Source organism: Fundicoccus sp. Sow4_D5 (assembly GCF_052116365.1).
In the GTDB taxonomy this organism is placed as follows: domain Bacteria; phylum Bacillota; class Bacilli; order Lactobacillales; family Aerococcaceae; genus Fundicoccus.
The window spans coordinates 37,883-51,670 of sequence record NZ_JBQKLF010000004.1; the positions used below are offsets into that span (position 1 = coordinate 37,883).

The 13,788-nt window shown below is 40.0% G+C and carries 10 protein-coding genes; 4 read left to right on the forward strand and 6 right to left on the reverse strand.

The genetic code is table 11. The features are described 5' to 3' along the window. Nucleotides 1-349: 349 nt before the first annotated feature. Complete coding sequence (locus ACTQ45_RS06425; protein ID WP_441753240.1) at nt 350-1,822, forward strand: aldehyde dehydrogenase family protein; 1,473 nt, start codon at nt 350-352, stop codon at nt 1,820-1,822. Nucleotides 1,823-2,294: 472 nt separating this feature from the next. Here the strand turns inward: ACTQ45_RS06425 and ACTQ45_RS06430 are convergent, their stop codons facing one another. Further along, on the reverse strand, nt 2,295-3,251 hold the full coding sequence (locus ACTQ45_RS06430) for a 2-hydroxyacid dehydrogenase (protein WP_441753242.1): 957 nt from the start codon (nt 3,249-3,251) through the stop codon (nt 2,295-2,297). 29 nt (nt 3,252-3,280) lie between these two features. After that, complete coding sequence (locus ACTQ45_RS06435; RefSeq protein ID WP_441753243.1) at nt 3,281-3,676, reverse strand: cupin domain-containing protein; 396 nt, start codon at nt 3,674-3,676, stop codon at nt 3,281-3,283. Between the two features lie 549 nt (nt 3,677-4,225). Between ACTQ45_RS06435 and ACTQ45_RS06440 the strand changes: the two genes are divergently transcribed. Together ACTQ45_RS06440 and yaaA are read left to right on the forward strand one after the other, a co-directional pair. Then, a complete protein-coding gene (locus tag ACTQ45_RS06440) occupies nt 4,226-5,194 on the forward strand; it encodes a nuclease-related domain-containing protein (RefSeq protein ID WP_441753245.1) in 969 nt (322 codons plus the stop codon). 721 nt (nt 5,195-5,915) lie between these two features. After that, entirely contained in the window at nt 5,916-6,662 is a 747-nt protein-coding gene (yaaA, locus tag ACTQ45_RS06445) for a peroxide stress protein YaaA (RefSeq protein WP_441753354.1), read from the forward strand. An 81-nt stretch (nt 6,663-6,743) separates the two neighbouring features. Here yaaA and ACTQ45_RS06450 read toward each other — a convergent pair whose 3' ends face one another. From ACTQ45_RS06450 to nox, 4 genes are all read right to left on the reverse strand, one after another. After that, a complete protein-coding gene (locus ACTQ45_RS06450; RefSeq protein WP_441753246.1) occupies nt 6,744-7,703 on the reverse strand; it encodes a hypothetical protein in 960 nt (319 codons plus the stop codon). Nucleotides 7,704-8,262: 559 nt separating this feature from the next. Next, nucleotides 8,263-10,566: a cyanophycin synthetase gene (gene cphA / locus ACTQ45_RS06455; RefSeq protein ID WP_441753247.1), complete on the reverse strand. Its 2,304-nt coding sequence runs from the start codon at nt 10,564-10,566 to the stop codon at nt 8,263-8,265. Between the two features lie 9 nt (nt 10,567-10,575). Then, the gene (locus tag ACTQ45_RS06460) at nt 10,576-10,893 is read right to left on the reverse strand and encodes a cyanophycin synthetase family protein (protein WP_441753248.1); all 318 of its coding nucleotides are present in this window, start codon (nt 10,891-10,893) and stop codon (nt 10,576-10,578) included. A gap of 265 nt (nt 10,894-11,158) precedes the next feature. Further along, on the reverse strand, nt 11,159-12,499 hold the full coding sequence (gene nox, locus ACTQ45_RS06465; protein WP_441753250.1) for a H2O-forming NADH oxidase: 1,341 nt from the start codon (nt 12,497-12,499) through the stop codon (nt 11,159-11,161). Between the two features lie 666 nt (nt 12,500-13,165). Here nox and ACTQ45_RS06470 point away from each other — a divergent pair. Beyond that, nucleotides 13,166-13,702, forward strand: coding sequence for a hypothetical protein (locus tag ACTQ45_RS06470; RefSeq protein WP_441753252.1), 537 nt, complete (start codon nt 13,166-13,168; stop codon nt 13,700-13,702). Nucleotides 13,703-13,788: the final 86 nt, after the last annotated feature.

Here is a 13,788-nt window from a genome sequence, read left to right on the forward strand (position 1 = left end):
TGTCTATTTTACCCGGTGATAAAATAGTCGCATTGATTTAATTAAACTGAATTCTATCACCCTAATTTTGGTAAGTCAAATTTTCTTCAAGTAAATTGTTAAGGCTATATTCTGTCAGTGATCATTAATTGAAAGCACAGATTCTTTTTCAAAGGCTTTTAAATTGATTTTCTGTGAATTTACCGAAGATATATTTTTTTGGAAAAATGTTTACCTAATGGCTGTGTCAATTTATCTAATTTCATTAAATTATCTTTCAAATGGATGTTCCACAATGCGGAACAATCATTTGAAAGCGCTTTACAAAAATTGGTATACTTAGATTATTAAATGAAGTAGGAGTGGAAAAATGTCGATTAAATTAGACTCAAATTATAAATTGCTCATTAACGGTGAATGGACCCAAGGTACGGGGGCAGACGAAATTACTTCTTATAATCCAGCAACTGGTGAGGCACTGACGACACTTGTAGATGCAACAAATGATGATGTGGATCAAGCAGTTGAAGCTGCTCAAGCAGCTTTTAAACATTGGGGCCGCTCGGATGTCAAAGTTCGCTCAGCCATCCTATTGGAAATCGCCAATCGGATTGAAGCAAAAGCTGACTGTTTCGCTGAATTAGAATCCTTAGATAATGGGAAACCAATTCGCGAAACGGCAGGTGCAGACGTACCTTTGGCCATCGACCACTTCCGCTATTTTGCTGGTGTCATTCGTTCTGAAGAAGACACAGTCAAAATGTTATCCGATCAAACAATGTCGATGATTTTACGCGAGCCGATTGGCGTTATTGCTCAGATAGTTCCGTGGAATTTCCCCTTCCTAATGGCTGCTTGGAAAATCGCGCCCGCTTTAGCTTCAGGTAATACAATTGTCTTCAGCCCATCATCTAGTACCTCTTTAAGCGTCTTAGAATTAGCTAAAATTCTAAACGATGTTTTACCTAAAGGGGTTTTCAACTTAGTGACTGGACGCGGTTCTAAATCGGGTAATTATTTACAACGCCATCAAGGCATTGATAAAATTGCCTTTACAGGATCAACTGAAGTTGGGCGCCAAATTGGTATTTCAGCAGCAGAAAATTTGATTCCTTCAACGTTGGAATTAGGAGGCAAGTCCGCCAATATCTTTTTCGAGGACATGGATATGGATTTAGCCTTAGAAGGAGTTTCTTTAGGTATTCTCTTTAATCAAGGTCAAGTTTGTTCAGCAGGCTCACGTATTTTCGTCCAAGAATCAATCTACGATGAGTTTGTCGGACGTTTGGTTAAGGAATTTGAAAACGTTAAAGTGGGTAGTCCTTTAAATACAGAGACACAGATGGGCGCTCAAGTAAACGAGAGTCAGATTAAAACAATTGAAAAATATGTAAAGATAGGTAAAGAGGAAGGTGCTAGAATACTAACCGGTGGTAGTCGCTATCAAGAAGGTGAGTTAGCCAAAGGGTCATTCTTCCAACCGACACTCTTTGAAGCAACTAATGACGCTCGTATCGCCCAAGAAGAAATCTTCGGTCCTGTTGGGGTCGTGATTAAATTTAAAGATGCGGATGAAGTCATTGCTTTAGCTAACGACAACGACTATGGTCTAGGCGGCGGTGTGTGGACGAGTAATTTAAACACTGCTTTCAAGGTGGCGCGTGGTGTGCGTACTGGTCGCATGTGGGTCAATACGTATGCTGGTTTTGAAGCCGGGGCTCCATTTGGTGGTTATAAGAATTCTGGAATTGGGCGTGAAACGCATAAGATGATTTTAGATGCTTATACACAAGCTAAGAATATTTATATCGATCTGAGCGGTCAGAGTCGCGGAATGTATTAAACAGTCTCCTAGTTTAGTTAAAGGGACGGGGTTTTCCCGTCCTTTTTTTCTATGCTTGTTTGTGGAGGCTTGCGGCTGGAAGATTTGATTGTTGGGTGTGAAGGTGAAAGCTTCGATCCAAACTTTTTATTATCTGTCTAATCATCAGCTAACGCTATTCGAGCATCGAAAGATTCAGAAGGTGTGCTGGCTCGCCAGCACGATTTAAAGTCTAGCGCCCTTTATATAATCGTCCCGAACGCAGCGAGGGACTCCTTTATATTTCTAGCCCGCCCGGCTTTATTTGAATGCCAGATTAGTTTGTGGCAATGATCCAACCGCCTGCTCTGGCTGCCGTCACGCTGACAACCGCGCCACGTTTTGCTGATTCTAGCTAATAATCCGAGGGATTCTTAGCACATTGTAAAATGCACGCTGTGTTAAAAAAACACAGAAACCGCCCGCCTAATTTAGGCGGACGGTTTGCTGACGTTTAACGGTTGATTAAATTTTGTGGTGCGCCATTTAAAAAGGCCATGGTGTTATCAAATGCAATCCGGGCTCTTTTCACCATCGCTTCGTTGGTTAGAAAGCCAACGTGTGGTGTCAAAATCGCATTCTTTGCAGTTAATAATGGATACTCGGTCGGGATTGGTGGCTCCATATCGAAGACATCAATTCCCGCACCAGCAATTGTTCCCTGGTTCAGTGCCGCGGCTAGTGCTGTATTGTCGACAATCGGGCCACGTGCACAATTGATTAAAATCGCGCTTTTCTTCATTAAGCCAAGTTTTTCAGCCGAAATCAAGCCTTTAGTAGCGGGCAATAATGGTAGATGTAATGTCACGATATCTGCTTGGCCCAGGACTTCATCCAAACTTAAATATGCAATATCCAAAGCTGCTACGGCAGGATTTGGGTAAGGATCGTAAGCAATAACTTTAGCGCCAAAAGCTTGATAGAGCTTGGCCGTAACTAGGCCAATTTTTCCTGTTCCAATCACGCCTACTGTTTTGCCGTTAATTTCGCCACCCTGGAAAGGTCCAGGAAAGTTAGCATCACGGATTACTGAATTACCTTGCGTGATTTTGCGGTATAAATCGAGCGTTAAGCCGATACACAATTCCGCAACCGCTTGGTTCGCGTAGCCGGCCGCATTAGACAAGAGGATTTCTTGATTTTTAGCAGCTGCTAGTCCAACATGGTCGACCCCCGTAAACGCAACGTTGATGTATTTAAGTTGGTCGGCTTGGTCGATAACTTCCGTTGGATATGGGTTATTCGCGATCATCACCACGTCTGCGTCTTGACTCCGTTCAACTAATACAGCTGGGTCGGTCGTTTTATCTTTGTAATAAACGAATTCATGGCCTTTTTCTCTAATCGGTGCGGCTAATTCCTCAATCAAGTCGTGGGAAACGTTTAATGGTTCTAATAATTTAATTCGCATGTAAATTCTCCTTATTTGTTTTATATTATTTAGGCTATAAAATGTTGGTCTTCATGAGAGATAAATCCGATAGGTGTGGGACCTGCAATGCCTAGCATTACGAAATCTTGATCCGATGTGTTCGTCATCCCATGTTTTTCACCGGCACGTGCGACAACAATGTCACCCGCTTTAATTGTCACTCTTTCACCACATTCAGGATAAAAATCGGCTTTTCCCTCAATCACGATCCAAATATCATCTGCACAGTCGTGCGAATGAATCGGCAAACTTTGCCCAGGTTTCATGCACCAAACTGCACCCACAGTATTTGGCGTTTCATATAAAATTCGTTTCGTAGCAGCTTCTTCTCTAAACACTTGCATCTCCGGCCAATGAAAAATTCGCTCCTGTAAATCTTCACGCAACATCGTTTTAAGCGACATCTCAATTCCCCCTATCTCTTATTCATCTCTTCTGTACATATACATAATAACCCTATCGCTCAAAGTTTCACATATTGTAAATCGATAAAACATTCTGTCTGATTATGCATTATAGCTAATTTTTGTTTAAACACAACAAAAACTCTGCTAAATAAGGCTTTTACCAACCGACTTATCTTTTAATCTCTTTTATTTTGATTTGATATACTAAGAGCAATTAGAAAATTGACTTCAATTGTGAAACATCAAACAATTATATTCTGGTTGTAATTTCCAGTTCATTGGCCATTAAGAATCACCCGGCTAAAACTTAGACTCCTTGACCCGACAAGATAGTTATTCAATACTCCGGATTTACCGACTAAATGACCAAATGTGACAGCGCGACTCTCAAGTGGTTGCCAGCTCCTTCTTCTACCAACCTTTAAAAAGCAGTTTATTAATGCTTACAATTTTTCATAAAACTTAATAAAAAACTATACTATTTAAAAGCATATTTCTCTCCAAAATACGTATTTATATATAATTAGATTTTTAGGAGGAATGCAAATGCAATTACAAAAGCACCAACAATTATTGTGGTTAGAAGAAATGGAAAAGCGCAAGGGTTTGACAACCAGCGAACAAAGAGAACTCAAACAAATGCAAGCCGGTTTCAATGGGGAGGAGTATTTTGGCAAGTATATGAGGAATTTTATACCGAAAGATTGGGTATTGTTGCAGGATCTTCGGTTGAAAACAATAAATGGTGAAATCCAAATAGATGCGATTTTAATCACCAATTTAGGCCTAACTTTGTTTGAAGTTAAAAATTACTCCGCCGATTATCACTACAACGATGGGCGTTGGAAAGTAAATGGCAAGGTGAAATATCACAATGATTTTCTGCAACTCGATCGCACAGTGGGCCTGCTCAGGTTTCATATGCAGCAACACGGAATCAATATACCTGTTGATAGTTTTGTCGTGTATATAAATGAAGAGGATTCGGTCGAAATTGATGACCCGACTCTGCCGTTTATTAAGCATGCGAAACTGGGCCGTTTTGTAAAGAATACTCTGAAAGACTGTCAGCAGGCGCCAACTCAAACGTATCACCGCGAGACCGAATGGCTGATTAGTCAGCACCAAGTTGATGAACGGCGGCTCAGCCTGACGGATGACCGTTTCGCGACGATTCAAAAAGGAGTTCATTGCGTCGCTTGTAACTCCTTCGACATTGCCGGCGATCGCTACCACATTTATTGTAATAGCTGCCAATTTAGCGAAAGTAAAGAAAAGGCAATAATTAGAACGATTTGTGACTATGGGATTCTTTTCCCCTTTAGAAATCTCAGCGTGCCCGATTTGATGACATTTCTCAGCCCAAACACAAACTACAATACACTTTTTTTGATTCTGAAACGGCATTTTCATAGGAAGTCCAACTCTAACCATTACATAAATCGCCAACTCAACTATAATGCCCAATTTCCGGAGCTAACTTTTAGGTTCAAGGACAGACCCCTTAGCAAATAAACCAATTCTAGTTTTCATAAAAATTCCCCTTATATCAAAATATTAAAAAAATACCCAGCTGATTTGATAGTTGTTGGGATCTAAAAGGTAAGGTTTAGTGGCTCACCTAAGAACTCAGCCAACTTTTAGTGGCTCACCTAATCGCTCAGCCAACTTTTAGTGGCTCACCTAAACAGTCAGCCTACTTTTAGTGGCTCACCTAAACAGTCAGCCTACTTTTAGTGGCTCACCTAAGCAGTCAGCCATGTGTTAGTGGCTCACCTAATCAGTCAGCCAACTTTTAGCGGCTCACCTAAGAACTCAGCCAACTTTTAGTGGCTCACCTAAGAACTCAGCCAACTTTTAGTGGCTCACCTAATCGCTCAGCCAACTTTTAGTGGCTCACCTAAGCAGTCAGCCAACTTTTAGTGGCTCACCTAATCACTCAGCCAATTTTTAGTGGCTCACCTAAACAGTCAGCCAACTTTTAGTGGCTCACCTAAACAGTCAGCCTACTTTTAGTGGCTCACCTAAACAGTCAGCCAATTTTTAGTGGCTCACCTAAACAGTCAGCCTACTTTTAGTGGCTCACCTAAACAGTCAGCCAAGTTTTCATGACCGCGTAACGTGATTCGTCGCTCAGTAAACACGATTTAACCAGATACGCCACTTGCATTAGATGCTGACGAATTTCAACTGCCGTGTTAAACTAATAGGAACTGCTCTAATGAAAGGAATTATTATGCAAATTATTATTTCACCTACTAAACAAATGGTCGCTGAAACAGATAGTTTCCTCGCCGAAAGTAAGCCGCTTTATATCAAAGAAGCCAGCCAGATTCTTAATAGCTTGCAGGCTTTGACATATGTAGAGGCGAAGCAACTTTGGAAATGTAATGATAAGCTGGCAACTGAAAATTTCGAACGGCTAAGAAATATGCAATTAGATAAGCAATTATCGGCTGCGGTCATGTCTTATAAGGGCCTGCAATTTCAGTATATGGTGCCCGATTTATTTACTGCGAGCGAATTGAGCTATGTCAAAGAGAATTTACGGATTCTTTCTGGTTTTTACGGGATATTACGTCCCTTTGATGGGATTTCGCCCTACCGACTTGAAATGCAGGCTCCGCTGCCTATCCAAAATCACACCAATCTTTACCAATTTTGGGGGCAGAAAATCTATGACGCTCTTCAATTTGACGAAGGTCCGATCATTAACCTGGCTTCTAAAGAGTATACCAAGGCCCTTACTCCTTACCTCAAAACTAGCGATCAATTTATTGATATTGTTTTTGCAAACTTAATCGACGGAAAGCTGAAAATAAAGGCTACTCCGGCGAAAATGGCTCGTGGTCAAATGGTGCGATTCGCGGCTGAACACCAGGCTTCACAGATTGACGATCTAAAACATTTCGATCATCCTCATTATATTTTTTCAAAAGAACGCTCGACTGACAAACAACTCGTCTTTCTCTATCAAACATAAAGAATCCAGAATCTGACTGAGAGACAGTCAGCCAAAATATAACAAGTCCTCATCAGTCTATCCTGACGAGGACTTTTCTGGTTATTGGTGTGCAATTCTTCGAATATTAAATAAACGTTTGCGGCGATGGTGATAATTGTAGTGCAACCAAGTGTAAATGAATACGACGGCGATGGCGGTCGCGTTGTTGGTAAGGAAGACGGGTAAAACTCCCGAAAGTCTCAGGATAATCGGCAGACGGATGAGAGTGCTGAAGAAATAACGACTATCCCCCATCAAAATCGTGTAAATCCCGTAATTAAGCATCAGTATAATGAGAACTACCACAGTGGCTAACTTGAGATAAGTCGCTTTTGAGACGTGCCCTTTTTGCTTGCGATAGCAGGCAAAGCCCATCGCGACACTAAAAAAGCTAGGCAACCACCCGTAAAATGAGTAGTTGATAGCCGGTCCCCACATGAGAAATGCCACCAGTGTTCCCAAGGTTCCCCCGAGGATTGCCCCTAAGATGCCACTATAAAGCCCAGTTATTGGGGATTCTTCTCGCTCCGTGTACTTTGCTTGTTTGTTAAGGATTTTCTGATAGTTGGAATTATTCAATAAATAATAAGAATTATCGTAGGCATATAAATCGATGGTTTCTTCGACCAGTTCACTCATGAAATCCGTTTCCATTAAAGATAATTCTTCAAATTTCAAAGGCAACTCAGTTAATAAACCAGTCATTAGTTTTTCAAATTCTGCTTGTTTAGCTGGTATCTGGCCCTTCACTTCGAAAAAAGTTGATCGAGTAGTCGGCGTATATTCAACTTTCTCCGCATCATACGTATGATTAAGCTTTTGGATGAAGTCTTTCATTTCATCCGCTTCTAGTATTTCATACTGCCTTTCCATCCCTAATCGTAAAAAGTATTCATTAGCACTTGGATTTAGCCCAACTATCACTGGATAAGCTTTTGCAGTCCCAGTCAAAAGCTCGACCTTATCTAGTTTATAATGTCTGAATTGATATTCTTTTAGTAAAAATTCTGTCTGGTACATTGAATCACCCGCTTTCTTAGAAGTTTTTATTTAAATGATATAACAAAAATGGCAAAACTTTAAATATAATCTCACTTTGCTTTAATTTTTTTGTAAAACTTGTGGTCAAGCAATAGGAAAAATCGATGTTTAAAATAATAATAATATCAACTCCGTTTAAGTCTTGGATCACTGCTAACGCAAACTTTTACTAGCAAGCTATCTTAATACTTGTAATTAAACATGACCAAACAATTTGTAGCGCTAAAGTGTTCTAACCTATTTTCTTTGGTCCACAATAAAAAAGACCTCTAAACAAAAACAGGTCTTTTAAAATTACTTACCACTTAATTTTTGCGATGTATTTATTCTTTTACTAGCCCTAGCTTCCCCTTTGAAGGTTCGTATACTGTGATGATGAATGCTTATAATCGTTGATAATCCAACATTTAGAAAAAAAATCAGGCATCGTAACACTTTATTTATTACGAACCTTTAATTTAATAGAAATATTTTGTATCAATGATTATGCTTACCTTGTTACACATCCGGAAATCAGTATATTCGACCCAAGGCGACCTTATTGTTTCAATGAAAGAATTTGGTTGGCGGTATATTCCCTCTTGAAATCCAGAACGTCTTGTGTGACCTTGGCAATATTATCTGCTTGAAGCACCACTAGATCATTCGGTTCCGCCATCTCCAATGCACGGCGAGCAGCAAGAATTTCATCATAAACCAGCTCAATCGCATTGGCTTCCATACCGCCTTCAAGCATACCTTGTTTGACTATTTCTGCCGTTTCACCTAATGGACGATTTCTTGGCGCCGAATTACAAAGAATGACCTGGTCGAAATAATGTGCAACTGCTTGACCATATGCTTTAATATCCTCTTCACGTCGATTACCAACCCCAGAAGCTAAACGAATCTTGCGCCCTGGCATTAAGCGTCGGAAAAAATCCCCCGTCGCATGGATGGCACCAGGATTATGTCCATAGTCGATGACGACTTTGAACTCCCCAAAATCGATGACGTTCATTCGTCCAGGCGACTGGCTAATCGAAGTATTAAAACTCATTACACCCGCACGAATCTGCTCTATTGGCACACCTAAAGCATAGGTGGCTGCTATCGCTGCCATCAGATTTTTAACATTGAACTGCGCTTGTCCCGCGAACGTCATTGGAAACTCATCTATCTCGCCAATGACCACTTGCTGGTCCGGCTTTTGAATCACCACTTGCTTACCAACTAGCGTGACATTAGCACGTCCATTCTTTAAGTTTTCCAACAGAATATCATTCTGATCATCAAGTGAGAAATAAATCGTGCTTCCTTTTGTTTTACCAGCCCGACTCATGACTAATGGATCATCCGCATTATAAACGGTATACCCTTCCGGCTTGACTGACTCAGTCACAACGGACTTCAGACGAGTTAATTCCTCGAGTGTATCGATACCGCCAAAGCCCAAATGATCCGATGAGACATTTAGTAAAACACCGACATCGCATTCCCGAAAACCTAATCCTCGGCGAATGATGCCACCCCTCGCAACTTCTAAGACAGCATAATCGATTGTTTGATCAGCCAACACACCCACCGCCCCAGCCGGCCCACTGTAATCACCTTTAAGAATCGGTGTATGATTAATTTCCACTGCATCGGTTGATGCCAACCCTACGATTTGTCCTTGTTGCGAGAGTATATGTGTAATTAATCGGGAGGTCGTAGTCTTACCGTTTGTTCCTGTTATCGCACAAATTGGGACAGTGTGTGGCGTCCCTTCGGGAAACAACATGTCAATCACTGAGGACGCAATATTACGAGGTATCCCTTCAGAAGGACATAAATGCATACGAAATCCTGGTCCAGCGTTAACTTCTATGATGCCTGCTCGGCTTGAATCCAATGGCTCTTCTAAGCTATCCGCAATTAAATCAATTCCCATCACATTCAGTCCAATCAACTGTGACACCCGTTCTGCCATCCTTTTAATCGTAGGATGGACAGTCTCAGTCACATCGACAGCCGTGCCTCCCGAACTTAGATTGGCAGTCGCCTTAACATAAGCCCGCTGCTTTAAAGTCAAAACTGTACTCAAATGAAAATTCTGCAAGCCCAATACTCGTTGTGTGTCATGGTCAATCTTAACCTTCGTCAAGACTTTTTCATGCCCATTCCCTCTTAGTGGGTCATCATTCAAGCGATCAATCAATTCACTAATACTCGCTTCACCATCGCCGATAACATAAGCTGGTTGCCGCAAAGCCGCTGCTACAAACTTACCATCAATCACCATTAAGCGATAATCAAACCCCTCAAGATGCTGTTCAACAATCATCTGAGAAGTCATCAATGAAAGCTTCTCAAAAGCTAGACGCAGTGTACTCTCATCCTGAATATTAACCACCACACCCCTACCATGATTACCAGTTTGTGACTTTAAAACGACAGGGTAACCAATACTTTCAGCCGTCTCAATCGCATCGTTTAGCTGGGTGATTCGCTTTCCTTTTGATACTGCTATACCACTATTGGCAAGTATTTCCTTGGTTCGTTCTTTATCAGCAGCAATTTCAACTCCGATAGCAGACGTACTATCCATGAGGGTCGCTTCGATGCGACGCTGATATTTACCATCACCTAATTGAACATAACTATCTTTGTTTAATCGGTTATAGGATATACCACGGCTAGTCGCCTCATCAACTATAGCTTGCGTCGACGGTCCAAACGAACTTTCTTCTTCTAGCATTCGTAGTTCAGCAAGTAATGGTGCGATTTCTGTGAGTTTCCCTTCAAATAAACGATTGACTAATTCCACTGCCATTTCGCCCGCTCGCAAGCCAACCGCTTCAATGCAGTAGCGATAAACCATGTGATAGGTTCATTTAGGTTCTTTAGTAAACGTCTTTCCAAAGTTTACGGGATGACCAATCAAATTCTGCAACTCTAAAGCCACATGTTCCGAAATATGCCCTGCCCAAGTACCACTCTCAATTCGCTGAAAGAAGCCACCCACCACACCAGGCGAGCATGTGTGTTCTTGTAAGCTAGGGAGTAGAGTTTTAAGATTAATCAAAAAGTTCGGTACTGTATTACTTGGCCGTTCCTCAAGTTCACCCAATTCCAATCCCATAAAGATAACCGGAAGCTGATGATAATAGTTTGCCCCACGTAGAGCTCTCTTTTCGAATATTCTCATATGATTATTCCCTCCAATTAATTGACCAATCACAGTCACAACACTGAAAACGCTTTCTTTCTTGGTGATATAAAAAGTATACACACTCATCTAATGTTAGTACAAATCGATACACCAAGAGTGTTTATACTCTCAAAAATCGAACACTCTCCGATTTAACAGTGATGTGAGGAACATTGACTAATTATTCAAGCAAAATACTCAGTAAAACAGTTCTATTTCCAAGATAAAAAGCCCATCCGAAGATGAGCTTTGGCTAACTAAATTATTTAATTGCTTTTAAAGCGGCTGAAGTAATGTAGTTAGTCACTTTATTGAAATGTGGTAAGTAGAAAATGTCTAATAATGCTAGTTGATCAATCGTGTAACCTTGTTCAATAGCTAATGAGAACGTATGAATCACACTTGAAATATTCAATCTTGAAACAAATTGCGCACCAACAATGCGGCGGCTCTCTTTTTCCCAAACAATACGTAATTTAACAGTACCATTTTCATGGTCTTTGATTGATTCTTCGATTTGGGTATCTTCGTAGTCAACATAGTCGACTTCAACTTCAAAACGTTTAGCAGCACGAACACTTATCCCAGTTGAAACTAAGTTTAAACCAAAGATTGAAATCCCATTTGAACCTTGAACACCTGGAGATTCAATGTCTTTGCCTGCTAAGTTAGAACCTGCAATAAAACCTGATCGAACAGCATTTGATGCTAATGCGATGTAACCTGTTTTGCCTTGTGCGGTAGAGAAAACAGTCGCACAGTCACCAATTGCATAGACATCTGGATCACTTGTCACTTGTTTACGGTCGACTAAGTAAGCACCATTGACAAATTTTTCTAAATGATCGCCACCTAAGTCAGCGCTTGGACGGAAACCAATACAGTTGATAACTAAATCAACATCGTATTCGCCTTCAGATGTTTTAATACCTGTCACATGGCCTTCTTCATTTCCGATATAGCCTTGAGCTAATTGACCGAATTGTAATTCTAAACCATTTTCAATTAAGTTTTCATCCATTTTTGAAGCGAACTCTTCGTCATAGTAGTTCATTAATGAATGTGCTTCCGCATCAAACATCACAACTTCTTTACCACGTAGACGGATACCTTCAGCAATTTCAACTCCAATGTAACCCGCACCAATAATACCCACGCGTTTTACTTTAGGGTCTGCCATAGCAGCTTCAACTTCACGGCCTTCTTCGAAAGCTTTTAAGAAGTGAATTCCTTTTAAATCTTTACCTGGTAAATTAGGAGCAATTGGCAATGAACCTGTTGCTAAAACTAATTTATCGTATGACTCTTCAATCGTTTCACCATTCTTGTCTTCAGCAAAAACAATTTTATTTGCGTAATCAACGTTTGTTACCGTTGTCTCCATTAACATTTTAGCGCCTAAAGCTGCTAATTCCTCAGGATTTGTATAGAAAAGATCGTTAGGATTCTCAACTTTTTGACCTACCCAAAGAGCTGTTCCAGCACCTACATAAGAAATGTGGCTGCTTTTATCCATCACTACTAATTCGTTTTCTGGATTCGTTAAGATCATTTTAGCTGCTGCAATTCCAGCATGATCACTACCGACTAATACAATTTTCATAAAAAGTCTCCTTCTTGCACTTAGGCAATGTTATAATTTACATTTAAAAGTATAACACTTCCCTCATAAAAACGGGAGAGAAAACATTGTTAAATAGGCATTTATAACTGATTTCATTTTAAATTCATTGTTAAACTCGTTAAATCATAAGCTAACTAACTATACAATATAATACTGTCATGACAACTATTTTTTCACAATAAACTTATGACAATTTCATCCTTGTTCACTTTTGGATAAGTTGATTTACTTTTCCTTCACAAAAATATTCTTTTTTTATATGAAATTCACAAACTTCACTTTAATTAAAATTTAATTTATTTTTTTATCCCCTTCGCAAGCTTATTACAATGGCGTTTAGAATGAATTATCTCGCTTTCGAATCACTTCATGGAAAACAAAACTATTCACAAGCATTTTGAGTTCATTTGATTATTCTTCTCCTATAAACTTGCGAAAAAATAATTTTCTAGCAGCGAATTATCAGCATTTTAGCAGGCTTTCTATCTGGTCCTCCAATTTTTTTATTTCAAGGAATATTTTGACAATGTTGGAAGTGTTTGGCGAGATGAGCGTTTTGATGATAAGTCCCATAAATGTCTCCTCCATGATATAATGAGATAAAGGCATTTTTGAGTTTTCAAAAAATCATAATTGAGGCATTGAATGAAAAAATGGTTGGTACAAATAGTCTTTGTGCTTTTAGTTAGTTTGAATAATCTGAAGTTAACGTCTGCAATAGCACAGACCGAGGCGCGGTTCAGTGAAATTGAAGCAGAGATAGCTTTACTAACCTCAGAAATGAGGGCATTACAAAGCGATATTGTGGACTACGAACCTGGTATTAACTTACCAAGTGGTCAAGTGATTGCTGAGATTAAAAAGGTTGCCTTGACTAATAAGCGTTATGATTACGAAGAAACGACGTTCAAACATGTGATTGTCGTTGAATATGTTCTGCACAATCATACGAGCGAAGAATACCGTACGGGCCACGACCTCGACGTTTACGTTAACAATGTCAAGGCAGAACATTACTACAATTTAGATGAAATTAAACAAGAGTTTGTCTCAGCAGGACGCGCCATTAATCTAATGATTTATTATGGTACAAATGAAGAGCCAGAAAATGTGGAGATTGAATTTAAAGAATTGTTCTTGGATGACGTTCCTACGATTATGCGTGTAGGCTCGCTCAAGTAAACCTGTTGACTGGTCCTGAGTTTTCCAGAGCGATTTTCGATTACCGTCGCTATTAAATCGTTTAAGGCAGAGGATTTAACCTAAAG